The sequence below is a fragment of the Clostridium puniceum genome, assembly GCF_002006345.1.
GTDB lineage: Bacteria > Bacillota > Clostridia > Clostridiales > Clostridiaceae > Clostridium > Clostridium puniceum.
The window spans coordinates 12,413-38,559 of the sequence record NZ_LZZM01000203.1 but is presented as its reverse complement, the minus strand read 5'-3'; the positions used below and the strand labels follow the sequence as shown (position 1 = coordinate 38,559).

Annotated in this window: 24 protein-coding genes and 1 riboswitch; of the genes, 22 read left to right on the top strand and 2 right to left on the bottom strand. The window is 27.2% G+C overall.

Translation table 11 applies throughout. The features are described 5' to 3' along the window. The first annotated feature begins 403 nt into the window (after window positions 1-403). The 14 genes from CLPUN_RS20515 (at window position 404) to phoU (CLPUN_RS20450) (ending at window position 12,843) form a co-directional block, all read left to right on the top strand. Window positions 404-1,246 (top strand): sigma-E processing peptidase SpoIIGA, encoded by an 843-nt coding sequence (locus CLPUN_RS20515; protein ID WP_077849091.1) that lies wholly within the window; start codon window positions 404-406, stop codon window positions 1,244-1,246. Beyond that, window positions 1,221-1,928: an RNA polymerase sporulation sigma factor SigE gene (gene sigE / locus CLPUN_RS20510; protein ID WP_077849090.1), complete on the top strand. Its 708-nt coding sequence runs from the start codon at window positions 1,221-1,223 to the stop codon at window positions 1,926-1,928. The genes CLPUN_RS20515 and sigE overlap by 26 nt, the downstream gene beginning before the upstream one ends. Before the next feature lie 82 nt (window positions 1,929-2,010). After that, window positions 2,011-2,784, top strand: coding sequence for an RNA polymerase sporulation sigma factor SigG (gene sigG / locus CLPUN_RS20505; RefSeq protein WP_077849089.1), 774 nt, complete (start codon window positions 2,011-2,013; stop codon window positions 2,782-2,784). Between the two features lie 40 nt (window positions 2,785-2,824). Further along, window positions 2,825-3,088 carry a YlmC/YmxH family sporulation protein gene (locus CLPUN_RS20500; RefSeq protein ID WP_077849088.1) on the top strand — a complete coding sequence of 88 codons (264 nt, stop codon included), beginning with the start codon at window positions 2,825-2,827 and terminating at the stop codon, window positions 3,086-3,088. A gap of 71 nt (window positions 3,089-3,159) precedes the next feature. Further along, entirely contained in the window at window positions 3,160-3,609 is a 450-nt protein-coding gene (gene nrdR / locus CLPUN_RS20495; protein ID WP_077849087.1) for a transcriptional regulator NrdR, read from the top strand. 594 nt (window positions 3,610-4,203) lie between these two features. Next, a complete protein-coding gene (gene pgeF, locus CLPUN_RS20490; RefSeq protein WP_077849086.1) occupies window positions 4,204-4,944 on the top strand; it encodes a peptidoglycan editing factor PgeF in 741 nt (246 codons plus the stop codon). A gap of 13 nt (window positions 4,945-4,957) precedes the next feature. Then, entirely contained in the window at window positions 4,958-5,659 is a 702-nt protein-coding gene (locus tag CLPUN_RS20485; protein ID WP_077849085.1) for a winged helix-turn-helix domain-containing protein, read from the top strand. Between the two features lie 2 nt (window positions 5,660-5,661). Further along, window positions 5,662-7,368, top strand: coding sequence for a sensor histidine kinase (locus CLPUN_RS20480; protein ID WP_077849084.1), 1,707 nt, complete (start codon window positions 5,662-5,664; stop codon window positions 7,366-7,368). A 193-nt stretch (window positions 7,369-7,561) separates the two neighbouring features. Continuing rightward, window positions 7,562-8,470 carry a phosphate ABC transporter substrate-binding protein gene (locus CLPUN_RS20475; protein WP_077849083.1) on the top strand — a complete coding sequence of 303 codons (909 nt, stop codon included), beginning with the start codon at window positions 7,562-7,564 and terminating at the stop codon, window positions 8,468-8,470. 23 nt (window positions 8,471-8,493) lie between these two features. Beyond that, a complete protein-coding gene (gene pstC / locus CLPUN_RS20470; RefSeq protein WP_077849082.1) occupies window positions 8,494-9,387 on the top strand; it encodes a phosphate ABC transporter permease subunit PstC in 894 nt (297 codons plus the stop codon). Continuing rightward, complete coding sequence (gene pstA, locus CLPUN_RS20465; protein ID WP_077849081.1) at window positions 9,387-10,271, top strand: phosphate ABC transporter permease PstA; 885 nt, start codon at window positions 9,387-9,389, stop codon at window positions 10,269-10,271. Before pstC ends, pstA begins: the two co-directional genes overlap by 1 nt. Window positions 10,272-10,280: 9 nt before the next feature. Further along, entirely contained in the window at window positions 10,281-11,030 is a 750-nt protein-coding gene (gene pstB / locus CLPUN_RS20460; protein WP_077849080.1) for a phosphate ABC transporter ATP-binding protein PstB, read from the top strand. 18 nt (window positions 11,031-11,048) lie between these two features. After that, complete coding sequence (gene phoU, locus CLPUN_RS20455) at window positions 11,049-11,711, top strand: phosphate signaling complex protein PhoU (protein WP_077849079.1); 663 nt, start codon at window positions 11,049-11,051, stop codon at window positions 11,709-11,711. 469 nt (window positions 11,712-12,180) lie between these two features. After that, window positions 12,181-12,843, top strand: coding sequence for a phosphate signaling complex protein PhoU (gene phoU, locus CLPUN_RS20450; RefSeq protein WP_077849078.1), 663 nt, complete (start codon window positions 12,181-12,183; stop codon window positions 12,841-12,843). A gap of 148 nt (window positions 12,844-12,991) precedes the next feature. Here phoU (CLPUN_RS20450) and CLPUN_RS20445 read toward each other — a convergent pair whose 3' ends face one another. Together CLPUN_RS20445 and CLPUN_RS20440 are read right to left on the bottom strand one after the other, a co-directional pair. Next, entirely contained in the window at window positions 12,992-13,681 is a 690-nt protein-coding gene (locus tag CLPUN_RS20445; RefSeq protein ID WP_077849093.1) for a DUF4956 domain-containing protein, read from the bottom strand. A gap of 8 nt (window positions 13,682-13,689) precedes the next feature. Further along, entirely contained in the window at window positions 13,690-14,445 is a 756-nt protein-coding gene (locus CLPUN_RS20440; RefSeq protein WP_077849077.1) for a polyphosphate polymerase domain-containing protein, read from the bottom strand. Window positions 14,446-14,887: 442 nt separating this feature from the next. Then, a riboswitch (cyclic di-GMP riboswitch) is annotated at window positions 14,888-14,976 on the top strand. A 358-nt stretch (window positions 14,977-15,334) separates the two neighbouring features. Between CLPUN_RS20440 and CLPUN_RS20435 the strand changes: the two genes are divergently transcribed. From CLPUN_RS20435 to CLPUN_RS20400, 8 genes are all read left to right on the top strand, one after another. Next, a complete protein-coding gene (locus CLPUN_RS20435) occupies window positions 15,335-16,345 on the top strand; it encodes a 3-oxoacyl-[acyl-carrier-protein] synthase III C-terminal domain-containing protein (RefSeq protein WP_242954204.1) in 1,011 nt (336 codons plus the stop codon). 252 nt (window positions 16,346-16,597) lie between these two features. Continuing rightward, window positions 16,598-18,175, top strand: coding sequence for an AMP-binding protein (locus CLPUN_RS20430; RefSeq protein ID WP_077849076.1), 1,578 nt, complete (start codon window positions 16,598-16,600; stop codon window positions 18,173-18,175). Between the two features lie 69 nt (window positions 18,176-18,244). After that, entirely contained in the window at window positions 18,245-19,777 is a 1,533-nt protein-coding gene (locus CLPUN_RS20425) for a methyl-accepting chemotaxis protein (protein WP_077849075.1), read from the top strand. 313 nt (window positions 19,778-20,090) lie between these two features. Beyond that, window positions 20,091-21,059, top strand: a complete 969-nt coding sequence (locus CLPUN_RS20420; protein WP_077849074.1) for an aromatic acid exporter family protein — start codon at window positions 20,091-20,093, stop codon at window positions 21,057-21,059. 248 nt (window positions 21,060-21,307) lie between these two features. Further along, a complete protein-coding gene (locus CLPUN_RS20415; RefSeq protein ID WP_077849073.1) occupies window positions 21,308-22,111 on the top strand; it encodes an N-acyl homoserine lactonase family protein in 804 nt (267 codons plus the stop codon). Between the two features lie 165 nt (window positions 22,112-22,276). Further along, window positions 22,277-23,497, top strand: coding sequence for an MDR family MFS transporter (locus CLPUN_RS20410; protein WP_077849072.1), 1,221 nt, complete (start codon window positions 22,277-22,279; stop codon window positions 23,495-23,497). Window positions 23,498-24,136: 639 nt separating this feature from the next. Then, window positions 24,137-25,210 carry a ribosome small subunit-dependent GTPase A gene (gene rsgA, locus CLPUN_RS20405; protein ID WP_077849071.1) on the top strand — a complete coding sequence of 358 codons (1,074 nt, stop codon included), beginning with the start codon at window positions 24,137-24,139 and terminating at the stop codon, window positions 25,208-25,210. Window position 25,211: 1 nt separating this feature from the next. Continuing rightward, the gene (locus CLPUN_RS20400; protein ID WP_077849070.1) at window positions 25,212-26,108 is read left to right on the top strand and encodes a GNAT family N-acetyltransferase; all 897 of its coding nucleotides are present in this window, start codon (window positions 25,212-25,214) and stop codon (window positions 26,106-26,108) included. The last annotated feature ends 39 nt before the right edge of the window (window positions 26,109-26,147 follow it).

Sequence of the window (26,147 nt, the reverse complement as noted above, 5' to 3'; positions counted from 1 at the left end):
TTTTGTTCATTAAGATTTAATTTATATATTAGAGTGATTGGATAAGACAATCAACTAAATTATGAACTTTCTTAATTAGAACTTATATATATGGTCTGATTAATTTTTTACGTTAAAGATTTGTAAAGTAAAAGATTATATATTTATTACCAGCAATTTCATTCTGAAAATTATAATAGTGAAAATAATTTTGTTCTTACTATTTTTAGCAAATTAATATAAGATAAAAGAATTTATTTTTATAGATTAAGTTAGTTTTAAATATAAAAAAGTAAACATAAAAATATAGTGTAAGTAAATGTAAAAAGTTTAATAAAAAAAATGGAAGCATCAAATGCGATTGTGACAAATTTTTAAAATTAATAAGTATATAATAAAATTCATACAGATTGGAGGCGTTAAGATGAAAATCTATGCTGATATTTTAGTTTTAGAAAATTGTATAGTTAATTTTTTTTTATTAACTTTAACCATGAAATGTATAAAGTATAAATGTAAAACTAGAAAGTTAATAATATCAAGTTTTATTGGAGGGTTTTACACCTTAGTTTTGGTAATTCCTAAATTAAATATATTAGCTTATTTGCCTTTTCAATTGATTATAGCTTTCATAATGATTAGATTAGTATATAGAAAAACTAATATTATTACTTTGATTAAAGTGCTTTTTATATTTTTAATGACAACCTTCACTTTAAGTGGAATATGTTTCCTATTTTCAATAAAGCAAAATTTATATTTATTAGGAAATAGCTTTAAAATTGAAAAATATTCAGTTAAATATATTATGCTAGGAATAATGATTATATATATAATTTATAACAGAATTACAGATTATGTTAATGAGAAATTATTTATAAGAAATTTTAATTTTAAAATTGAATTTGAGATTGAAAAAAAACAGTATAATTTTAATGGTTTTTTAGATACGGGTAATGAGCTTGTAGAACCAATTACTAATTTGCCATGTATCTTAGTTGAAGAAAATTTAATAAAAAACTTAAATTTTCACGAACAAAACACATATAGAATACCATATAATTCTATTGGTTATGGTGGGAGTCTTAATGGAATAAGAGTTAACAATATAAAGATAACAAATAAAAAGTGCTTGTCTGAAAAGATTGATGCAATAATATGTCCATGCAAAGAAACATTGAGCAAGGAAAATGAATTTAATGCCTTATTATCAAGAGGAATAGTGTGTAAGGGGGATATATATGGAAAAACTAATTTTGTTCTTTAATAAATTGATATGCAGATTTAAAATGTTTAAGAAAAATTTATATTATGTTGGAGGGAGTGATGCACTACCGCCACCATTGTCAAAGGATGAAGAAGAAGAATTAGTAAATAAGTTAAATGATGGAAATGAAAAAATCAGGGGGACATTGATTGAAAGAAACTTGAGATTAGTTGTTTATATAGCTAGAAAATTTGAAAATACAGGAGTATATGTGGAAGATTTAATATCAGTTGGGACTATTGGATTAATAAAAGCTGTAAATACTTTTAATCCTGAAAAAAAAATAAAACTTGCAACTTATGCATCTAGATGCATAGAAAATGAAATACTTATGTATTTGAGACGAAACAGTAAAATAAAAGCAGAAATTTCATTTTATGAACCATTAAATATTGATTGGGATGGAAATGAACTTTTATTATCAGATATATTAGGGACTGAAAATGATACAGTTTATAATTTAATAGAGGATGAAGTTGATAAACAACTTTTAGTTATGGCATTAAAAAGTTTAAATGATAGAGAGAAGGAAATAGTACGTTTAAGATTTGGATTAAATGGAACAAGAGAGAAAACACAAAAAGAAGTAGCTGATATGCTTGGTATATCTCAATCTTATATATCTAGATTGGAAAAGAAAATAATTAAAAGATTAAAAAAAGAAATAAGTAGAATGATTTAGCTTGTCTTCAAGTATAAAAGTATTGCCTAACGGAGATAATTATTAATGCAATGGATTATTACTTTCGAAAGGGTTGATACTTGTGATAATTAACAAAGTAGAAATATGTGGCGTTAATACTTCAAAGCTTCCTATACTTAAAGAGAAAGAAAAAAAACAACTTTTTCTACAAATGAAGGATGGAGATAAAAATGCAAGAGAAACCTTCATAAAGGGAAATTTGAGGTTAGTACTTAGTGTTATTCAGAGGTTTAATAATAGAGGAGAAAATATTGATGATTTATTTCAAGTTGGATGTATAGGATTAATGAAGTCTATAGATAATTTTGATTTATCTCAAAATGTTAAATTTTCAACATATGCAGTGCCAATGATAATTGGAGAAATTAGAAGATATCTAAGAGATAATAATTCTATTAGAGTAAGCAGATCTTTAAGAGATATTGCTTATAAAGCTCTGATTATGAGAGAAAAGTTTATAAAAGATAATAATAAAGAACCGACTATTTCACAAATTGCAAAAGAACTTGAGCTACCAAGAGAAGAAGTTGTATTTGCATTAGATGCAATACAAGACCCAGTATCGCTATTTGAACCAATTTATCATGATGGAGGCGATGCAATATACGTAATGGATCAAATAAGTGATTCTAAAAATACAGATGAACATTGGCTCGAAAACATTTCCATAAAGGAGGCGATGAAAAAGCTTACAGATAGAGAAAAGTTAATATTAAATTTAAGATTTTTTAATGGAAGGACTCAAATGGAAGTTGCAGATGAAATTGGAATTTCCCAAGCTCAAGTTTCCAGGTTAGAAAAGACGGCTTTAAAGCATATGAGAAAACATGTATAAAAGGAAAAATGGAATAATATTATAGTGGTGGGGGAGAATTATGGAATTGGAACTACATTCACTTAATGCGTTAAGAAATATGGAAGTAATAGATATATTAACAGGAACTAAAATAGGATTCATAAAGGACTTTAAAATAGACTGTAATGAAAATAAGATAGTTTCTTTAATATTACCTGGAGAGATGAAAACATGGTTTGCAAAAGAAGATGAAAAAGAGATTTTATGGAAAGATATAATAAAAATAGGAACAGATGTTATATTAGTAAACATTAAAGATGAAGTAAATGCAAACAATATGTAGCCATATTTTGAAAATATATGTATAATGGTTATAAAGACGTTATATACAAAGGCAAAGAGGTGAATGAAAGTATGAAGTGTCCATTTTGCGGATTTGAAGAAAGTAAGGTTGTTGATTCTAGATCAACAGATGACAACACGACGATTAGAAGGAGAAGAGAATGTTTAAAATGTGCTAAACGATATACTACATATGAAAAAATAGAGGATTTTCCTGTTTTAGTAATAAAGAAAGACCTAACCAGGGAAAATTTTAATAAAGAAAAAATAATTGATGGATTAATTATTGCATGCCAAAAAAGACCAATATCTAGAAAACAAATTGAAGACATAGCATATGATATAGAAAAAACAATATCTAATAGTATGCTTACTGAAATTCCATCAAAGGATATAGGTGAGATGGTTATGGTTAGATTAAAAGATTTAGATGAAATATCATATGTAAGATTCGCATCAGTTTATAGACAGTTTAAGGATATAAATACTTTTTTAGAAGAAATAAAAAATCTTACAACATAATCAGGTAGTTAAGGATGGTGAAAAATAAAATTTCAACATCCTTTTTCTTATTTTTTAGGAAATTATAATCAAGTCAAATATGTGGATAACTTTTGAAAGCATTGTAGATACAAGGTTAGTAAAGGTAATTTAAATATGAATGAAATGTTAACGCAGAACAACATAGTCTGCGAAGTAGATTTTTTTATAATATAAGTTATTATGTGATAAAGGAAATACTTTTCTGATAAATAAGTACACTAGATATTATTAAAAGTAATTTCTATAATAGATACAATGGCTTATAGAAGAAAATTAAAAAGTTGAATAAAAATTACATGGATTTTTCTTTAAGTTAATGGTTTAGCTTAAATGTTATATATAAGTTAAACTTTAGTTAATAAAGATGATAAAAATGAATTAGAATGTTAATATTAAGTTATAAGATAGTTATGATATAACTTAATTTAAATGTTGCTGATTTGAAAATAATAACAAAAAATTAGAATTATTTATATAGATTGCAATAATGATCTTATAATAAAACCATATTAGCATATGGAACAACTATAATGTATAAACTTAATTGCAATATATATAGTTATGGAGGATAAATTGAATAAATTAGATTTAAAATTATTAAATAAAAAAGAGGATTTCATAATCATAAAAGATGAAAGGTTTGAAATTGTATTTACAAATGCAGAAAAGAGCAGGAGTTTTAATAGGAATACAAAAGAAGGGATAAAAGAACTTGATTCATTAAAAGAAGTATTTGCTGTGGATAATATTGTATATATTAAACAAATTCATAGTGATAAAATATTGTTATATAAATCTGTAGGTGAATCAATTAAAGATGAAGAAGGAGATGCAATAATAACAAATGAAAAAGATGCTATTATTGGAGTTTTTACAGCTGATTGTATACCAATTATATTGGTAGATGAAGAAAAGCATGCGGCAGCAGCAATTCATAGCGGTTGGAGAGGAACTTTTGAATCTATTACATTAAAAACTATTGAAAGAATGAAAAAGGAATTTGGAACAAATGAAAAAAATCTTAAAGCATATATAGGAGCTCATATTAGAGAGTGTTGTTACGAAGTTTCAGAGGAGTTGAAATTAAAATTTATAGATAAAAAGAAGACAATTGAAGAAGAGGAATTATTTAATGGAAATAATCTTAATTTAGAATCTTGTATATTAGATGATTTGAAAAAAGCAGGAGTAAAAGATAATAATATTAATAGTTTAAATTTATGTACTTATTGCAATAAGGAGATTAAATTACATTCATATAGAAAATCACAAGGATCTTATGGAAGAATGTTTGCATTTATTATTTTACGTTAAGGGGGAAAATACAATGGCAAAAGAAAAAATATTAATAGTGGACGATGAAGAACATATAATCGAATTGCTGAAATTTAATTTACTTAATGCAGGATATGAGGTTCTTACTGCTAATGATGGGATAGATGCTGTAAGGATAGCAAAAGCAGAAAAGCCAAGTTTATTATTACTTGATTTAATGCTACCAGGTATTGATGGTTTTGATGTTTGTAAAGAAATAAAACGAAATAATGAAATGAAAAACACATCAATAGTTATGTTAACGGCAAAAGGTGAAGAACTAGATAAGATATTAGGATTAGAACTTGGGGCTGATGATTATATAACAAAACCATTTTCAGTTAGGGAATTACTTGCAAGGGTAAAGGCAGTGTTAAGAAGAACAAATTCATTTAATGATGCGGAAGAAGAGATTTATGACTCTCAGAACCTTAAAGTTGACTTTGAACGTCATGAGGTTTCTGTTAATGGAGAAAAAGTAGATTTAACATTGAAGGAATTTGAACTTTTACAGATATTAATAAAGAATAAAGGCAAAATTCTTAAAAGAGAAACTCTATTGGACAAGATATGGGGGTATGAATATATCGGAGAAACAAGAACTGTAGATGTTCACATAAGATATCTTAGAAAGAAAATAGAAGAAGATGATAAGAATCCAAGATTTATTGAGACTATAAGGGGGGTGGGTTATAGATTTAACCCTGCAGAATAGTAATGAAAAATAAAATATTAACGTCAGTTATTATAACAGTTTTATTTGCAATAATAATTGTAACCTCGTCTTTTATGTTATTGATGAATTTGGAACAAATTAAGAATACAAAAGAGCAACTTAAAAATGTCAATTACTTAATTTCTGAACTTAATGATACAAAAGATATTAGTGAAAATGATTATAGTGAGTTGAGAAAATTAAATAATGTAAAGATAAATGATATAAATGTTAGATTTACACTTATAGATAATAACGGTGTTGTATTGTATGATAATGAAGAGAAAAGTCTTGAAAATCATAGGGACAGAATAGAAGTTAAAGATGCACTAGAAAATGGTGAAGGATATTCAAAAAGATATAGTAGTACAGTTAAAGCTAATTTTTTGTATTATGCAACTAAGTTAGATAATAAATCTGTGATTAGAAGTTCTGTTCATATCTATACAATAACTATATTACAAAAACAATATATTAAATATTGTTTTTTAATATTAGGTTCAGTTATACCATTCTCTATATTCCTATCCCTAAGACTTGTTAAGAAAATTGTTGAACCAGTAAAAGAGTTAGAAAGTGTAACTTTAAAAATGACTCATGGAGATTATAAAATAAGAGCCGATGTTAATAGTAATGATGAACTTGGAACATTAGGAAATAGCTTTAATAATATGGCCGAACAATTGCAATTAAAAATTCATGAAGTTATTGAAAAACAATCAAAAATAGAATCTATACTAAAAAGTATGGAAAGTGGCGTTATAGCTGTAGATAATCATAATAATGTGATTTCTATTAATCCATGTGCAGAATCATTACTTGGAATAAAGAAAAATATAGTAGGTGAATGCTTATTGGATTATGTAAATGATTATGATGTAACTAAATTTCTAGAGCAAGATGAAGAAAATGATAAGGAAATAAAAATACTTCATCCAATAGAAAGGGATTTTAAAATAAAAAAATCAGAAATGTTTGATGACATAGATAATATAGGTAAAGTTATAACATTTCAAGATATTACAGACATAAATAGAGTTGAACTTATGAGAAGTCAGTTTGTTGCTAATGTATCTCATGAATTAAAAACACCTTTAACTTCTATAAAGGGATTTGCAGAAACGCTAAAATTTGTTAAAGATGATGAAACAAGAGAAAAATTCTTAGATATTATTAATAAGGAAGCAGAAAGATTATCAAGGCTTATAAATGATATTTTAATATTATCAAAGATAGAAAGTAATTTGATTTTAGATATTGATGAATTTGAACCTTCTTTAGTAATTGAAGAAGTACTTAATATTGTTAGGAAAACTGCAATTAATAAGAATATAAAATTAGAATTCAAAAATGATAATAAGGAGCATATTTTAGGAGATAAAGATAAATTTTATCAATTAGGATTAAATTTAATTGAAAATGCAATAAAATATTCAAAAGACACTTCAGGAACTGTCGAAGTATCCAGTTATAGTGAAGGTGGGTATTACTGTTTAATAGTAAAAGATAATGGAATAGGAATACCAAAGGAAGATATATCAAGAATATTTGAACGATTTTATAGGGTAGATAAATCAAGGAAAAAAGGTGGAACTGGTCTTGGATTAGCTATTGTAAAGCATATTGTTAAAATATTTAATGGAGAAATTACTGTTAAAAGTGAACCTGGAGAAGGAACAACCTTTAAAGTTAGAATACCGTGTATTTAATGTATTTCAGTCCAATAAGTAATTTTAATAGAAAGAGATGGAAACTATCCTAAAAGTAATGTTAAATTTTTTTAACATATATCTAATATAACTTAACAACTCTCTAATAATAGATTAACTAAATGGGTATATTATAGAATGTGTAATAAGAAAATGTTAAATAATATATAAGATTTATTTGGAGGGAATAATAATGAAAAAAAGAACATTGAAATTAATGGTAAGCACTTTAGTTATAGGAATGTTAGGAATTGGAATGGTAGGTTGTGGAAATGCAGCTACAAATGATAGTAAATCTGATAATAAAGAAAGCTCAAATGAAGTAACTGGATCTATAACAGTTAGTGGTTCTTCGGCATTATTACCACTAATGGAGAAGACAAGTGAAAAGTTTAAAGAAAAAAATCCTAAGGCAGAGGTTGGAGCTCAAGCAGGTGGATCAGGGACAGGTCTTACTCAAGTATTAGATGGAACAGTGGATATTGGAAATTCAGATGTATTTGCAGATGAAAAATTAGATAAAGCAAAGGCAGAAACATTAGTTGATCATAAAGTAGTGGCTCAAGGATTTGGAGTTGTAGTAAGTAAATCACTTGGAATAGATAATTTAACATCTGATCAAATTAAAAGCATATTCTCTGGAAAAGTTACCAACTGGAAAGACGTTGGGGGTCCAAACAAAGAAATATTATTAATTCATAGAACAGCAGGTTCAGGAACAAGAGCAACTTTTGAAAAGACAATACTTGGTGGAGATAAATCTTTAGAAAATGATTCTTTAGGAGCAACTCAAGATTCAAATGGTGCAGTATTAAGCGCAATGAAATCAAATGATGGTGCAATTAGTTACTTAGGGCTTGCATATATGCAAACTAAAGAAGCTCAAGATGCTTTAAAATTAGTTAAAATTGACGGTGTAGCTTCAGATAAAGCTAATATAACAGATGGTTCCTATAAATTTTGGTCATGGGGACATATGTATACTAAGGGTGAACCAACTGGACTTGCTAAAAGCTTTATTGAATTTGTAACAAGTAGTGATAATAAAGAAAGCGTAGAAAGTTTAGGATTTATTTCAGGAACTGAAATGAAGGTAAAATAATTCAAATTAAGGAATGAGTAAAGATGGAAAAAAGAAGTTTTAAAGAAAGGCTTAAAAATGAATATTTAGGTCAAAGCTTTGCAGCACTATGTGGAATGTTAATAATAGTTATAACAATAGCAATTATAGTATTCATAGCTTCAAAGGGAATAAGAATTTTTACAGTAGATGGATATAGTCTTTCAGAATTTTTGTTTACAAATAATTGGAAGCCTAATAAAGGAGGGGAGCCTTCCTTTGGAGCTCTTGCATTCATCTTAGGTTCAACTTTGGTATCAATAGGTGCAGTAATTTTAAGTGCACCTATTGCTGTTGCCTTGGCAATATTTGTGAATGTTATATCTAGTAAATTTGGGAAAAAGATAATTAAACCATCATTAGAAGTATTGGTTGGAATACCTTCCGTTGTTTATGGATGGGTTGGTATTTCTGTATTAGTACCATTTATTAAAAATGGCTTTGGTGGAATGGGATTCTCTTTAATTGCCGGAATATTAGTTCTTTCATTAATGATATTACCAACTATAGCAACATTATCTATAGATGCTATAAAAATAATACCTAAAGATCATATTGAAGCTTCTTATGGACTTGGAGCTACAAGATGGCAAACAATATCTAGAGTAATAGTTCCAGGAGCAAAAACTGGTATACTTACGGGGGTTGTACTTGGCATAGCAAGAGCTTTTGGAGAAGCTTTAGCAGTTCAAATGGTTATTGGTAATACTGTTAAAATACCAGATGGAATGTTTTCTTCAATGGCAACATTAACAAGTATTATAACTATGGATATGGCTAATACTGTTGGTGGAACAGCATGGAATGATGCATTATGGACGTTAGCATTAATTTTACTTGTAATTTCTTTTATATTTATAGTAATAGTGAGAATGATTGAAAAAAGGAGTGCAGTATAATGGATGCGAAAAAAGTTGATAAAATTGCAACAATTATATTTTATATAATAAGTATGTTTGTAGTATTTTTACTTGCTGCATTTATTTTATATATTTTATATAAAGGCGGGAGTATGTTAAAACCTTCATTTTTATTTGGAAAACCAAAGCTAACAGGTGTTGGAGGAGGAATAGGTCCACAACTATTTAATTCCTTTTATATGTTACTGGTTTCTTTAATAATAACAATTCCAATTGGAGTTGGAGCAGGTATTTATTTAGCTGAATATGCAAAGGAAGGACCAATTCTTAGATTTATAAGAATGTCTCTTGAAACAATGTCGTCGTTACCATCTATTGTAATAGGTATGTTTGGCTTATTAGTTTTTGTTAATATGGCTGGATGGGGATATTCAATACTTGCAGGAGCTTTATCAGTAAGCATATTAAATATACCATCTATGACCAGAATTTCTGAAAATGCTATAATAGCAGCAAGTAAAAGAGTAAAAGAAGCTTCACTAGGTATTGGTGCAACTAGATGGCAGACTTTAGCAAAGCTCACAGTACCAACGGCTATGGGTGAAATATTAACAGGAATAATATTAGCAGCTGGAAGAATCTTTGGAGAAGCAGCGGCATTTTTATATACTGCAGGATTAAGTTCAAAGAACTTAAATTTCGATTTAATAAGTTTATCTGGAAATAGTTCGGCATTTTCACTTTTCAGACCAGCAGAAACGTTAGCTGTTCACATATGGAAATTGAATTCAGAAGGGATAGTACCTGATGCAACTCAAATAGCAAATGGAACAGCAGCAGTACTTATAATTGCAGTTCTTATATTTAATGTTGGTGCTAGATTACTTGGAAATAGATTAATGAAAGCGTATAGTGGGAAGTAGGAGATGGAAATGAATATTATAGAAACTAAAGAATTATGTTTATATTACGGTGATAATCAAGCTCTTAAAAATATAAATATGTCTATAAATAAAAATGAAGTTACCGCACTAATTGGTCCTTCAGGTTGTGGAAAATCAACTTATTTAAGAACTTTAAATAGAATGAATGATTTAATTGAAAGTGTAAAAATAACAGGTCAAGTTTTATTTGAAGATAAGGATATATATAAAGATTGCGATGAGATATATTTGAGAAAAAGAATAGGTATGGTGTTTCAAAGACCAAATCCGTTTCCAATGTCTATTTATGATAATATTGCATATGGCCCTAGAATACATGGAATAAAAAATAAGAAGGTATTAGATGAAATTGTTGAGAAGAGTTTAAAAGGAGCAGCTCTTTGGGAGGAAGCTAAAGATAGGTTAAAGTCGAGTGCGCTTGGAATGTCAGGTGGACAGCAACAAAGATTATGTATTGCTAGAACACTCGCGGTTTCGCCAGAAGTAATCTTAATGGATGAACCAACATCAGCGTTAGATCCTATATCAACTGGGAAAATGGAAGAATTAATGGATGAATTGAAAAAGAAATATACAGTAATAATAGTAACGCATAATATGCAACAAGCAGGAAGAATAGCAGATAAAACAGCCTTTTTCTTAAGTGGGGAAGTTATCGAGTATGGAAAAACTGAAGATATATTTTATAATCCAAGAGATAAAAGAACAGAAGATTATATTACAGGTAGATTTGGTTAGAAAGGGGTATTTGGTATTATGACAAGAGGATCTCAAGATGCAAGAGTAAAAATTATCAATCGTGAATTGTTAAATATGTCAAGCTTAGTGGAAAAACAAATATACGAAAGTATTGTTAGCTTAAAAAACTATGATGTAGAAAAAGCCAATCAAGTTATTAAAGATGATGATAAAGTTGATAATATGCAAAAAGCAATAGAAGAAGAATGTATTAAATTTATTGCAACAGAACAACCATTAGCAACAGATTTACGAAGAGTATTTACGGCTTCAAAGATAGTAACTGATTTAGAGAGAATGGCTGATCATGCAGTTGATATATGTAAAATAACTAAGAGATTAGGTGGAAATGTAAAATCCTTTGGAGATAACTCAGAGAATTTATGGGAAATGGATACAAAAGTAAGGTCTATGATTAAAGCTGCTATAAATGCATATATTAATGAGGACGAAGAAATGGCATATGGAATTTGTAAAAAAGATGATGAAATAGATGCTTTTTATAAATCTTTATTTAGTAATTTAATTAATGCAATAAAGGTAGATGAAAATTTAATTCACAAAGGAACTCAACTATTATTTGTAATAAAGTATTTAGAAAGAATAGGAGATCATGTAACTAATATATGTGAATGGACTATTTTTTCGAAGACTGGAGTCTATGTGGATTTAAATGAATAAAAGCTAAGGTGTAAAAATAGAGAGTAAATTACGATTTTTTATCATTAGAACATTAAATTGCGTTGATAATATAATAATCTCCAAGGGGAGTCTGAAAATGACTTCCCTTAATTTACATTTTAGAAGTATTATAATTTTTTGTAATTGAAGTAATTTCTTTGTTTTTCATTAGTCAGTAATAACTATATAAATTCCGATAAATAAAAAATATATATTTATTTTCTGTACACCAGTTTAATGTAGCAAATTAGTTATAATTTACATTATAAAATCATTTTTAATTTCTAGTTATAGCTTTATTGACTTAACGATTACATTGCTGTAATATAAGAAAATATAATTGAATTGTTAGGATAAAAATATTATGTTTTACTCCCAAAAATATTAATATAAATTATATAAAAAATTAAAATAAGAACCAAAATATTGTTAAACTAAAGTGTTTTAACCAGAAAGGGGCAATGGTATAATGACAAGGGGATCACAAGATACTAAAGTAAAAAATATAAATAGAGAATTAATAAATATGGCTAATTTAGTAGAAAAACAAATTTATGAGAGTATGCTTAGTTTAAAAAATTATGATATAGAATTAGCAAATAAGATCATTAGAAATGACGATAAGGTAGATGATTTGCAAAAAGAGATAGAAGAGAAATGTATTAAATTTATTGCAGCTGAACAACCTTTAGCAACAGATTTAAGAAAAATAATGACTGCTTCAAAGATAGTAACTGATTTGGAAAGAATGGCAGATCATGCAGTTGATATATGTAAAATAACAAAAAAGATAGGTGGAAGTATAAATTCATTTAAAAAAAGTTCAGAAACTTTATGGGAGATGGAGAAAAAAGTAAGGGATATGATAACAGCAGCCATAGAATCATATATTAATAGTGATGATGAAATGGCGTATAAGATTTGTGAAAAGGATGATGAAATAGATTCATTTTATAAATCTTTGTTTGCTACATTTATTGAAGAAATAAAGCTAGATGAGAGTTTAACAGAAAAGGGAATCAGACTTTTATTTGTTATTAAATACTTAGAAAGAATAGCGGATCATGTAACTAATATTTGTGAGTGGACTGTATATTCTAAAAATGGAGCTTATGTAGATTTAAATGAATAGAATTAATATATATTTTAATTTATACAAGTATTGAAAAAATAAATTGTATTATTTTATTGGTAAAATCATTTTTGTTTAGATTATAAAAGAGTACTCTGTAGAAATAATATACTAAAATATTATTTCCACGGAGTTATCAAAAAGAGTCTTAACCATATACTTTTTCTTCAAAGCCAGAAAGAGTAAGATTAATATTCAAATTACCATTTCTACACCTTAAAGCATCAATAAATTTCTTTTGATTTGCATCTTCTTTTAAATTAATTTTATAAGTTAATTCAAATAATGCTCCGAAATCTCTAGTTCTTATGTTTTCAATATGATATGAATTTGTATAGGTTGTTAATATTTCATGGAAAGCATCTTCATAATTTAAGTCTTCTGGAACTGTAATCTTAAGCTGCATTGTTTTACTTTTAGCTTTTCCGAATTTTGTTATATCTAATATTATCATTAAACAACATAAAATTATTGTAAATATTACGGCATAGATTATATATCCCATTCCACATGTAAGGCCAACAGCTAAAGTGAAAAATACATAAGCTATATCCTTTGGATCTCCAGGAGCACTTCTAAAACGGATTATTGAAAATGCACCAGCTAAACTAAACGCTGTTGCAATATTATTCCCAACAAGCAAAATAATAATTGCAATTATTACAGGCAGCATTATCAAGGTAATAGGGAAATTTGAGCTATATCCATTTTTTTTATTTGTTTTTATATAAGCAATGCTAATTACTAGTCCTAATATAATTGCTGAAAGTATTATAGTTAATGTGTTGGCAAGAGTAAAAGATTCTCCTGTCGTTGATGAAATTATTGTTTGTAAAATAGTTGAATCTAACATATTTTTTCAATCTCCTTTATATCAATATTACTTTGTTTGTATAATAAATACTTCATATATTCATTGCCATACTTTGAAAAGTGAGTATTGTAGATTTCTAATTCAGAAAGAATATTCGTAAACCATATAGGCATAGCACCTAAAATTTTAACTTCCATTAAGTATTGGTTTTCTTGTAAAATATTTTCTCCGAAGCAACCTGTTTCTAAGAATAAATTATCTCGTCTTGTAAGAATTTTAGAATCAAAGGTTAACCTAAAATCTTTGTCTTCCATTCCAAAGAATGCTTTCCTTGTATAACTAATAAAAACTTTTGGGATTACAGATTTTTTGCTTAGATAATATTCAATTTCATTAATAACTTGATTATTTATATAGTCACTAGAATTAGGCTTCTCACCTTTTTCAAGAAAATTGTATGCTTCTTCTAATGTAAGAACAACTCTTCTTTTATTGACTATTCCATTAATCTTTTTTTTCAATTCTAAAAAAACTTTGCTATTTGTACTAGTTGGAATAGTGTAACTCCTTAGTCTAAGCTTTTCTTTATAATATGGATTTGAAATAGAATGTCTTATTACATCATTGTTTTCTGTATCATAATATATATTATAGATACTATAATTTTTACCAGACTTGCAATGTTCATCAGGATTCATATATTCAAGAAGTCTTGGAATTAAATTATTGTATTGTTCTTTAGTTAATAAATATTTTTTTTCGTAACGCTTAAAAGACTTTATTGCCATAGGTATCGCCTCCAAATCAGCTTTTCATTAATTAGCTTTGAATTTATTATATATAGGAAACCTTAAAGATAGCTGAACGAAAGAAAATTAATTCTAAAATTTTCAATTCTATTGGTAAAATGAAATTAGATAAGACAGATAAAATTTACTAATTTGCAGAAATATTAATTAAAAGAGATAGCAAAGAATGTTTTACAGAATTCATTTCAAAAAATATAGTTATATTATTAAAATTAAATAATACTAAAATTTTACAAGATAATTGTGATGCATGTATACTTAGGAAAAGGTATAGGAAATGATACTTAAAGTAGAAATAAAAACATAAATTAATAAATCAAAGAAAAGAGATTTTTTAAATGAGATTTAAAGATCTTTGGTAAAAAATAATATTAATATTGAAATATGTAAAAAATAGGTGTATTATTTACTTGTAACATAATATTGATAATAGCACACTTATCTAAAGGTAAGGTCGCAAAGCTATGGGTCTAAAGAAAGTTATTTTTCTATGATTGCCAGGTTGCCAATTTGTATGTATGAGAATAACTTTGAATACTTATATTTTTGTGTCTATTAATATATTAATAGGCACTTTTTTATGTAAATAGCATAAAAATTTTATAAATTAATAGTATAATTGTCCTATAAAAAGGTAAAATATGCTCTCAACTACATAATATATAGGTGTAAATAAGAACTGTTTGTACATTATATTGTGTATTCAAAAAGGATTATACCTTTTGGTGGTTCAATCATAATATGAATTAATTTATAAATAAATTACTATCAATATGAAATAATTTAAATTATAAATATAGAAAGGGAGGTTAAGGTTAGCTATTAAAAATTGATTAAATATTTCATGTAGAGCTAACTAAATGGCAAAATGAATGATATATTAAAGGGAAATATGACTAATATAAAGATAAGAGATATAGAAGTATATCATGGCTCAAAAATTGTAGATAATTCTTTCTATATTGACCATTTCAAAAAACAAGGAAAGGATATTACTCATTTTTTAGAAGATGTTGCAGGAAGAAAGAAAAGGTATTTAATTGATGAAAAAAGTGAAAATAGTCTTACTATGGCAAAGGAAGCGTGCAAGAGAGTATTAGAAAAATCAAAACTTGAAGGAAAGGATATTGATATGATTATCTTTTCTAGTGTACTTCCTCAATATGTTTCTCCACCATGTTCGATAATAATTCATAATACTATTAAAGGAAAAATGGATTGTTTTTGTCAAGATATTAACATAAACTGTGCAGGGATGACATATGCTTTAGATTTAATTTATCGTTATATGTCAGCAAATAGTAAGATAAATAAAGTCTTGCTTGTAGGAAGTGATTATTTAAATTTTCAAATATCCCCTAATGATACTTCTTGTTATGGACAATTCGGTGATGCTTCATGTGCTATAGTACTTGAAAGAACTGATGAAGATTGTAGACTAATTGATAGTAGGGTTACTGTTCATTCTAATGGCATTTCAGATATAGTATTTCCTAAATGTGGTTTTACCAATATTTTTGAAGGAAAGAGAGAAGATTTTCTAGCATCTTGGAATGTAGAAGAATGTCCTTGGTTGGATAGTGCTATAACTAACATGAATAATCTATTGAGTGAAAACAACTTAAACATAAATGATATTTCTATGTTTTGCTTATCACAATATACGTACAAAAATATAAGTTATATTAGAGAAAAGTTAAACATACCTGAAAAAAATAGTATATATATAGGTGATATTTATGGATATACAGGCACAACAAGCACATTTATTGCATTATATACAGCCATAAAAAATGGACAAGTTCGGCGTGGTGATTATGTCATGCTTTGGACTGTTGGTGCTGGTTATTTTCATGTAGCTGTATTACTAAAATATTAGCTTTAATTATATAAATAAATTTATTATAGAAAAACCTATATATAAATCATAAAATAATACAAAGATAGGCATAAAGGTTTTATATTCCGGGTATGTGTGTTTAAAATATTATTTTATGTTTTGTAACTTTGACCACAAGTTTAAAATGAAGCTAAAAAATTCTATTTAGTATACCTAAAGAAAAAAATTTTTAGTAACTATATTAGATTAAAAGATATCCTAAATTTTAATTATGAATGAGAGGTGTATTGAATGACTTTACTTAATGAAACTATTGGATCATATACTAGTAAAATATTTGAAAAATTTAAAGATAATGAAGCTTTAGTATATGTGGAAGATAACAGACGATTTACTTACAAAAAGCTTAACTATGAAGTGGATATGATTGCTAAAAGTTTAATATCTATTGGAGTAAAGAAAGGTGATCACATAGCATTATTATCCTGCAATTCGCCTGAATGGATAATAGTGTTTTTAGCTACATTAAAAATTGGTGCCGTATCTGTTTGCCTAAATGCTTCTTCAACTGAAGAAGAGTTGGATTATATGTTAAAGCAGTCTGATTCAGCAATTTTAATTGTAAGTGATAAGGATATGATTGAAAAGGTTGATTTAGAAAAATTTGATTACTTAAAGATAACTTTAAAAATGAAAACTCTATTTAATTTAGGATATATTATATCTCGAATGAAAAGTGTATCAGATGATGACTTTATGAGAGTGGTAAATGATGTTTCACCAAATGATATAGCAACAATTTTATATACATCAGGAACAACAGGAAAACCTAAAGGAATTATGTTTACCCACAGTGCTGTTTTAAATGGTCCTATTTCCTTTGGAAAAAACTATAAGTATAGTACAAATGATAGGATTTTAGTTACTTTGCCATTAAATCATATATTAGGAGGAAAATATACTGCAATTCTTGGACTTTTATTTGGAAGTACAATAGTTTTGATGGAAAAATTCAGAACCACTGTTGCACTTGAAACAATTGAGAGGGAAAGATGTACTGGTTTTCATGGAGTTCCAACAATGTATCAATATTTAATAAATAAATGTAGTTCATATGATTTATCAAGTTTAAGAGTAGGAATGATTGCTGGAGCAGTTTCATCTCAAACACTTATGAAAGAAATAATGGAACATCTTCATATTTCTGAATTAAGTAATACTTTTGGACAAACAGAAACTTTAGGCGTAACTCAAACTCCAATTTATGATAAAAATGATCCTAAAATAAATACTGTTGGGAAACCAGTTGAACATGTACTTATAAAAATATGTGATCTGAAAACTGGAAAAGAACTTCCTCCAAATACTGAAGGCGAGTTATGCGTAAAAAGTTCATATAGCATGGTAGGATATTATAATAATCCAATTGCAACAACTGCTACTGTGAAGAATGATTGGGTGCATACAGGTGATATTGGATTTATAGATGAAGAGGGATATTTATCTGTAAAAGGACGATTAAAAGATGTAATAATTCGAGGGGGAGAAAATATTTCTCCAACAGATATTGAAAATCATCTTATTAAACACCCACAGATTGAAACTGCAATAATTGTAGGAATTCCTGATGAAAATCTTGGAGAAGAAATAGTTGCCTTTATTAAAGTTAAAAAATCTTGTTTGTTAACTAAAGAAGACATATTTGAATTTCTATCTGGGAAGTTGTCTAAATATAAATTTCCTAAATATATAGAATTCACAGAGATATTCCCATTAACATCTACTGGAAAAATCAAACGAAATTCTCTAAAGCAAATTGCAATTGAAAGAATCAGCCCATCTGTAATAGCTGATGTTGCAGTTAATTAAATAAATGTTAATAAGTCAAAATAATAAATATAGTATATCAAAAATTTTAGATAAGCATAGGAGGTATATATGAATACAAAAGAAAGCTCTATAATAACCTTTAATAGAAAAACTCTTAAATTTGTATTAATATTTTATGTGAGTTTGTGTATTATGGCTTTATTTTTCTTTAGTGGATTAAAATTACTAGGATTAAATGATAGCATAAGCATAAATTCTTTAATTATTCAAGGAATAGCTATTTTGATTTATACTATAGTACTTAGGCAATGTTATAAACATACAATAACTGAAAATAGTTTTAATGTAAAAGCATTTAAAATAACTAAAATTATAATTTTAATATTAACTTATTTTCAGTATTTATTTTTAAACTTTACAATGCATTTAAATTCCATATGGATTATGATTTTTTACTTTGTTATTCTTGGAGCGGTATTTTTTGATCTAAAAATGATTGCAATATCAATAATTCTAAGTATTTTATGTCAAATTATAGTATTTGTAAGTAATCCTCAAATTTTTAATGATAATCAATTTTTTATAGCAGAAACAGCTATGAGAATAATTACTATTTTGTTAACTCTGATAATAATTTTTATGGTCGTATATTTTGCATCTAAACTACTAGAATCTATTGATGAAAAGGAGCTTGAAATCAAAAAGGAAAATGAAAAGTTAGTGTATCTATTTAAACATATAGCTCAAATTTCGGATACTGTTTTGACTTCAAGTCAAAATTTAAGTGTTGCTATTGAAGAGCAAACAAGCTCTCTTCTTGAAGTTTCAGCAACGAGCCACGATATATCAAATGATTCAAATGAAATTATTAATAAATCTAAAAAGAACAAAGAGATACTAAGTACTTTATTAAGTGCTAATGAGATAGTAGCTGATAAGACAAAAGATAGTGAAGAGAAAATAAAGGAATTTATGAAAGCTACAGATGGAAATGAAAAATCTCTAAATGAGACTCTTTCGATTATTATGGATATAAAGAATAGTATAGAAGATACTTTTAAGTCTACAGAAGAACTGGAACAAAAATCAAAGGAAGTAGATGAAATATTAACTATTATTGGAGATATATCAGAACAAACTAATCTTCTTGCGTTAAATGCATCAATTGAAGCGGCAAGAGCAGGGGAATATGGTAAAGGATTTGCTGTAGTAGCAGATGAAATAAGAAAGTTAGCTGAGGGAACAAAGAATTCCCTTACTCAAGTTAGTGCAATAGTAGGTGAGTTAAAAAGTAAAATTAATATAGTTGAAAAACAAATGTCCCAAAATAATGAAAAAGCTCAAGTGGGAAATAATATTATAAATGAAACAGTAAAAGGATTAAATAGTATGACTTCCGATTTGAAATTGTTTAGTAATAATATTCTGGAGATAAATGAAGCATCTACTACATTACTTATAGAAACTAAAAACGTGGTTAGCTTTAATGAAGAAGTGGATAGTATAACAAAAGATACAATATCAAAATATGAAATAGTAACAGATGCAGTAACGCAAAGTGCTTCCACTAGTGAAGAAATTGAAACTAATATTAGCGAACTTAGAAATGTTGTTGAAGAAATGAATAATATTATTAAATAAATCTGATTAAAAGTCTACCGAAAGGTGGACTTTTAATTTTTGCTAAAAACTATATTGCCTATCGTTAAATATAGTTTATATTGACGAAAATATTCATAAATTATACAATGAAAATACAATTTAAAAGACTGATAGAGTTTTTGTTTATATTAAAGAATTATATGGTGAAAAGTGGACGTTTTTATTTGGATGGATGCAAGCTTTAATTTATGTACCAGAAGTAGCATCAAAAATTAGGTTATAATGAAACAAATAAAATGATATAAGGTAAAATAAAAAATTATATAAGTTGATACAGGAGAAAAATTAAAATATGATAAAGTATTTACAATCAAAAACTGTTAAAATGGCTTTTTCAGCTACAATAGCAATTATTATTTCAAATTATATAGGATTACAATTTGGAGTAACTTCAGGTATAATTGCAATACTGAGTATTCAGGATACGAAAAAAGAAGCCTTGCTTGTTGGTGGTAAGAGAATGATTTCTTCTACGATAGCTATACTTTTATCTTATGTACTTTATGTGTTGCTTGGAAACAATTCTATTGTATTTGGATTATTCCTACTTATATTCATACCGATAACTAAGGCTTTGAAAATAAGTGAAGGAATGGTTGTTGGTGCGGTATTATCAACGCATCTTTTGATGAGTACTAATATTAATACATCTTGGATTATAAATGAAGCAAAGTTAAATGCCATAGGTATTGGAGTTGCAATGATATTTAATTTATACACAGCATCATTAGAAAATGAATTTGAAAAGAACAAAGCAAGAATAGAGGATTATTTTAGAGCAATAATATCTGATATGGCAGTAAGTTTAGTAACTCAAGCAGTGCCGATTTATGAACAACAAGTACATTTAAGTGTTGAAAAATTAATTAAAGATACTAAAATTATGGTGCAAGTAATAAATAATAATTATTTATTTAAGAGTAATGATTATTACATAGGTTATATAGATATGAGAACTATACAGTTAGATGCAATAAAAAGAATGCAAAGGCATTTTTCAAGATTTTATATGAAATATGAGCAAACTAGAATATTATCAGAGTTCACAAATGAGGTTGCACTGAATATCCATGAAGATAATGATTGTGTTGATCTAATTAATAAATTGGATTTTCTTAGAACAGATTATCAAAATATGGATTTACCAAAGAACAGAACTGAGTTTGAAAATAGAGCATTGTTATTTCAATTTTTAAATGATTTAGAAGATTTCTTGGTTATTAAGAAGAAATTTAAGGAATTATTTAAAAATATTAAGTAATATATTTATAAAAGATGCCTTTTTCTTAATTAAGAATTATAGGTGGATAATCCTACCTATAATTTTTTTAGCATATTTTAATATTATATTGAATAATAGCACTATTTTAAATGTAAGCTTCATAAAATTTTATACTCAATGCACAAAATATACGTTTCTAAAGTACATATACATAACCTAATTTAAAATGATATAATTCCAAAGAACTCAATTATGAGAAAATGAATAGTTATGGGAGGAGCACAATAATGAAGATATATGTACTTGATACAGGATATTTAGGAACTGATAAAAATAATATTGTAGGTGGAGCTACTGTTGGGACTTATAGCAGTCCTTATGTTAAAAATGAGTGGATTAAGCTACCTGTAATGGCTGTTTTGATTGATCATCCCAGTGGTAAAATTTTATATGATTTAGGGAGTAATCCAGAAGCTATGAATGGTTATTGGCCTAAAAATCTACAAGAAATATATCCATTGCATCAAAAAGAGGAGCAAAGACTTGAAAATCAATTAGCTTTATGTGGGACAAAGCCAGAAGAAATAAAAAAAGTAATTATTTCTCATATGCATTTAGATCATGCAGGAAATTTAGATATGTTTAAGCATGCAGATGTGTATGTATCAAAAGCAGATTTTATGCAAGCTCAAACCCAAGTAAGGTTGAATGCAGATCCTTTGACTCATGGAGGATATATAAAGGCAGATTTAGATGTTTCAGTAAAGCAGTATCATTTAATTGAAGAAGATTTTGAATTTGAAGAAGGTATTGAAATTATAAACTTACCAGGTCATACGCCAGGCTTACTTGGACTCGTAATCCATTTAGAAAATGAAGGTACATTAATTTTTCCCCAAGATTGTGTGTATACTTCAGAAATTTATGGACCACCTGTTAAATCATCGGGTTTGCTTTATGACGGTCTTTCCTTTTTTAAGTCAGTTAATAAAGTAAGATTATTAGAAAAAAAATATGCTGCAAAGGTATTTTTTGCACATGATTATGAATTTTTTCGAACAATAAAAGTTGCACCTAACTATTATGAATAAACATGATAAATAATAAATATATTATCTAAAATTAGTATTTACCCATTAAATACAATTGAGTCCTTTTTTTAGTTGGAATATTATTGTATAATTACATAATGAAAAGTAAGCTCATTAATAACATGGGCTTTATTTTTTTAGTAGACATCTTTAGGGGGCTAAAAAATGAGTATTTTTAATACTTACAAAGGATTGCCTAAATGTATATATGCACTATTTTGTGTGCAGATAATTAATAGGTTAGGTGACTTTGTATTTCCTTTTTTATCTTTATTATTAACACAAAAATTAAATTTTTCTTATTCAATGACAGGGGTAATTGTAATGACAGCATCCTTAGTTACAATTCCTGCATCTTTATTAGGTGGAAGGTCTGCAGATCTGCTGAGTAGAAGAAAAACTTATTTAATTGGACAAGGAATAGCAGCATTGGCCGTTCTAATTTGTGGATTTATAAAAAATCCCATAGCTATTATTAGTTTATTAATTGTTTCAGCATTTTTCAATGGTTTTGTAAGGCCAACCATATATGCAATCACGTCAGATGTATTATCACCAGAGAAAAGGCAGATTGGATCATCCTTAACTTACCTAGGTATTAACATAGGAGTTGCCTTAGGGCCAATAATAGCAGGATTTTTATTTAATAATTACCTTTCACTTCTATTTATATTAGATGGTTTATCTTCATTTATTGCAATAATAATATTTTATATTTTTGTAGAAGAAACAAGACCACAAGGTGGAAGTATACCTGAGAAAAACATAAAGGAAAAAGAAGCATCAGGAAACTTAATTGAAGTTCTTTTAAAAAGACCAAGTCTTGCCTTCTTTTTAATAATCAATATGTTTTTTAGTTTTGCTTATAGTCAAACTACATTTTCGCTTCCAATGATGATGAATGAGGTATTTAAAGCAAATGGGGCAAATAATTATGGATATTTAATGAGTATAAATGCAATAACTGTGATATTCTTAACCGTTATAATAATTTCAATAACAAAAAGATTTAAAACTTTAATTAATATAATAATTGGTGGTGTTTTCTATATGATAGGCTTTGGAATGATAGGTATAATAGGAAGTTCATTTTTCTTATTTATAATTTCAACTTTATCGTGGTCGATTGGAGAAGTCATAACAGTGCCAAACAATGGAGTATATTTAGCAAATAATAGTCCTAAAAATTTTAGAGCAAGAATTAGTGCGGTGAGTAATTTAACTTATGCTTTATCAACTGCTTTAGGAACTTCCGTTCTAGGGAAATACATAGACTATTATGGTATACATAAGGTGTGGTCATTAGTTTTTATTGCAGTTTTTATTGGAATATGCCTCATGACTGCATTACATATATATAATTTTAAACATGAAAGTTTAAAGTAGGCAATTTCAGAAGCTAGGAGTGAATTTGTATAATATCTAACATACTGGAAGTTGAAATTTGTGTGACTTATTTTATGTAAGTTTCTGATTATAACGCATATAATATATTAAATTAATATAGAAGTAATACTATATATATTAAAACTTACAATTGACACAATTTTATGTAAGTAGTACAATTTATATATAAAAGAACTATTGCAAATATTTCAATATGTTCTATGAAAGGAGAAATGAAATATGGAATTAAGAAGTGTAATGGTGATTGCATCTTAAAACTAAATATGGGCGAAAATGTGATTTAAGTTGGGTTTATATACCCTTTGTTTTTAATGCATTTTTGCAATTATAAGTAACCTTTCATAATATACTGACTATAAGGGAATTTTTAATTAATTCAAATGATACATAAACCTCATTTGAACAATTTTAGAACCCGCAGATAGCAGCCGATTTTTAGGTTAATATCTGCGGGATTTTTATGCCCATTTTTAGAAGAATTTAAACATTAATTTAGATAGTGAAAATACGCTTTGAAAAATAGCAGGTGAAGTTCACTGAATTATTTAAAGGAGAGATGCAATATGAAAAATTTAAAACAAGAATCAGAATTATATTTAATTAATTTGGAGGAATCTAATGGATTACAATATTATAAAAAAATACGGATATGATGATTTTTTTGAAAAACAAGTTAATATGCTTAATGTATCTTTTGGAGATTTAATCCCAGGAAGAGTTATTGAAGTTCAAAAAGAACAATATAAAATTGCAACAGAATATGGCGAACGTGATGGAAAGTTAAAAGGTTCATTATTTTATAATAATAAGATTGATAATGTATATCCTACTGTGGGTGATTTTGTGCTTGTTAAGCATAACCCTTTAGGTGAAGATATTGTATATCATGTACTTAAAAGAAAAAGTAAATTTTCAAGGCTTGATTCGTTTAATAATGTAGAGCAGATTGTAGCAGCTAATTTTGATTATGTTTTTATAATGCTTTCACTAAATAATGACTTTAACTTAAAGAGAACAGAACGATATTTAACTGCAGCATGGCAAAGTGGAGCCATGCCAATAATTATAATGACTAAAAGGGACTTGTGCAGTGATTATATTTTGCAAAAAGAAAAAATAGAAAAAATAGCTCCTCTTGTACCTGTAATTGCAGTAAGTTCAGTAACTGGTGAAGGCTTAGAGGAAGTGTGGACTTATGTAGAATCATATAAAACTATTGTATTTTTAGGTTCTTCTGGTATAGGTAAATCTTCACTTGTAAATGTACTTTCCGGTGAAGAAATAATGAAAGTGAATACTATTCGTGAAGATGATAGTAAGGGGCGTCATACAACTACTCATAGACAATTGATTAAGCTTAAAAATCATGGAATGATAATCGATACACCTGGTATGCGTGAATTAGGATTGTGGGATGTATCAGAAGGTTTAGATAAAGTATTTGATGAAATTGAAGAATTAGCTAAAAAGTGCAAATTTAAAGATTGTGCACATGGAAGTGAGCCAGGCTGTGCAATAAAAGCAGCTTTAGAAAGTGGAGAACTTCTAAGGGAAAGATGGGATAATTATATAAAGCTGAAAAAAGAAGCTAAATTTGCAGAGCAAAAAGAAAATGTGAATCTGCGATTAAAGGAAAAAAATAAATGGAAAAGTCTATCAAAGCTTCAGAAAGAAATGAAGGGGAGGCGTTAACATGTTACAAAAAGCATTTAATCAATCTATTTGTTTAAAAGAATATATAACTAAAAAAGACTACAAGGAGATAAATTTCCTTCAGCAAATTTGCACAAATAATGACAAGGTGAATTTAAAGTTAGAATTAGATTATAAATTAAATATATTTAAAAATTCTGAAATAGGATTAAACAATATAAATGAATTTTTTTATTATATAGATGAAACTTTAGTATCATATCTTGGAATTTCAAGCTTTGGAGGAAATATATGTGAAGTAAATGGAATGACTCATCCAAACTGGAGAAGAAAAGGAATATTTAAAAAGCTTTTTGAAATTTTAGTAGATGAGTTTAATAAAAGAAATATTAATGAAATATTATTATTGGCAGATGGTAAGTCTAATTCAGGGGGTGAATTTATAAATAATATAGGTGGAAAGTATGATTTTTCTGAGTATAGAATGAAAAGAGTTAGTAAGGTTATTTCAGAACGCATAGATTCTATCAGATTAAGAAAAGCTGAAAATTCTGATGTAAAGGAAATAGCAAAACAGAATTCAATATATTTTAATGATCCAGAAGAAGCTTCTGATGCTTCTGAGATAGAGATACTTTTAAATGAAAGCGCACATGTGGTTGAGTTAAATGGAAACATTATAGGAAAAATCAATATTGAATATGGTGAAGATTCAGCTTTTATATGTGGTTTTGGGATATTGCCTGATTTTAGAGGAAGAGGTTATGGAAAAGCAGCTTTAAAAGAGGCATTGTATTTAATAAATAAAAAAAATATTTATACTATAGAACTGGATGTGGAATGTAAAAATAGTACTGCGCTTAATTTATATAAAGCTTGTGGCTTTGAAGAAAAGTCTATAATGAATTATTATAAGTATAGTACTCGAAATAATTAATTGTTAGAAAATCAGTAAGAATTCAAATAATTTTATGCT

Bases quoted from the DNA above. Each gene is read 5' to 3' on its own strand.
- CLPUN_RS20515 (WP_077849091.1), top strand. From the start codon at position 404: ATGAAAATCTATGCTGATATTTTAGTTTTAGAAAATTGTATAGTTAAT.
- sigE (WP_077849090.1), top strand. From the start codon at position 1,221: ATGGAAAAACTAATTTTGTTCTTTAATAAATTGATATGCAGATTTAAA.
- CLPUN_RS20500 (WP_077849088.1), top strand. From the start codon at position 2,825: ATGGAATTGGAACTACATTCACTTAATGCGTTAAGAAATATGGAAGTA.
- nrdR (WP_077849087.1), top strand. From the start codon at position 3,160: ATGAAGTGTCCATTTTGCGGATTTGAAGAAAGTAAGGTTGTTGATTCT.
- CLPUN_RS20485 (WP_077849085.1), top strand. From the start codon at position 4,958: ATGGCAAAAGAAAAAATATTAATAGTGGACGATGAAGAACATATAATC.
- CLPUN_RS20480 (WP_077849084.1), top strand. From the start codon at position 5,662: ATGAAAAATAAAATATTAACGTCAGTTATTATAACAGTTTTATTTGCA.
- CLPUN_RS20475 (WP_077849083.1), top strand. From the start codon at position 7,562: ATGAAAAAAAGAACATTGAAATTAATGGTAAGCACTTTAGTTATAGGA.
- pstC (WP_077849082.1), top strand. From the start codon at position 8,494: ATGGAAAAAAGAAGTTTTAAAGAAAGGCTTAAAAATGAATATTTAGGT.
- pstA (WP_077849081.1), top strand. From the start codon at position 9,387: ATGGATGCGAAAAAAGTTGATAAAATTGCAACAATTATATTTTATATA.
- pstB (WP_077849080.1), top strand. From the start codon at position 10,281: ATGAATATTATAGAAACTAAAGAATTATGTTTATATTACGGTGATAAT.
- phoU (WP_077849079.1), top strand. From the start codon at position 11,049: ATGACAAGAGGATCTCAAGATGCAAGAGTAAAAATTATCAATCGTGAA.
- phoU (WP_077849078.1), top strand. From the start codon at position 12,181: ATGACAAGGGGATCACAAGATACTAAAGTAAAAAATATAAATAGAGAA.
- CLPUN_RS20440 (WP_077849077.1), bottom strand. From the start codon at position 14,445: ATGGCAATAAAGTCTTTTAAGCGTTACGAAAAAAAATATTTATTAACT.
- CLPUN_RS20435 (WP_242954204.1), top strand. From the start codon at position 15,335: ATGAATGATATATTAAAGGGAAATATGACTAATATAAAGATAAGAGAT.
- CLPUN_RS20430 (WP_077849076.1), top strand. From the start codon at position 16,598: ATGACTTTACTTAATGAAACTATTGGATCATATACTAGTAAAATATTT.
- CLPUN_RS20425 (WP_077849075.1), top strand. From the start codon at position 18,245: ATGAATACAAAAGAAAGCTCTATAATAACCTTTAATAGAAAAACTCTT.
- CLPUN_RS20420 (WP_077849074.1), top strand. From the start codon at position 20,091: ATGATAAAGTATTTACAATCAAAAACTGTTAAAATGGCTTTTTCAGCT.
- CLPUN_RS20415 (WP_077849073.1), top strand. From the start codon at position 21,308: ATGAAGATATATGTACTTGATACAGGATATTTAGGAACTGATAAAAAT.
- CLPUN_RS20410 (WP_077849072.1), top strand. From the start codon at position 22,277: ATGAGTATTTTTAATACTTACAAAGGATTGCCTAAATGTATATATGCA.
- rsgA (WP_077849071.1), top strand. From the start codon at position 24,137: ATGGATTACAATATTATAAAAAAATACGGATATGATGATTTTTTTGAA.
- CLPUN_RS20400 (WP_077849070.1), top strand. From the start codon at position 25,212: ATGTTACAAAAAGCATTTAATCAATCTATTTGTTTAAAAGAATATATA.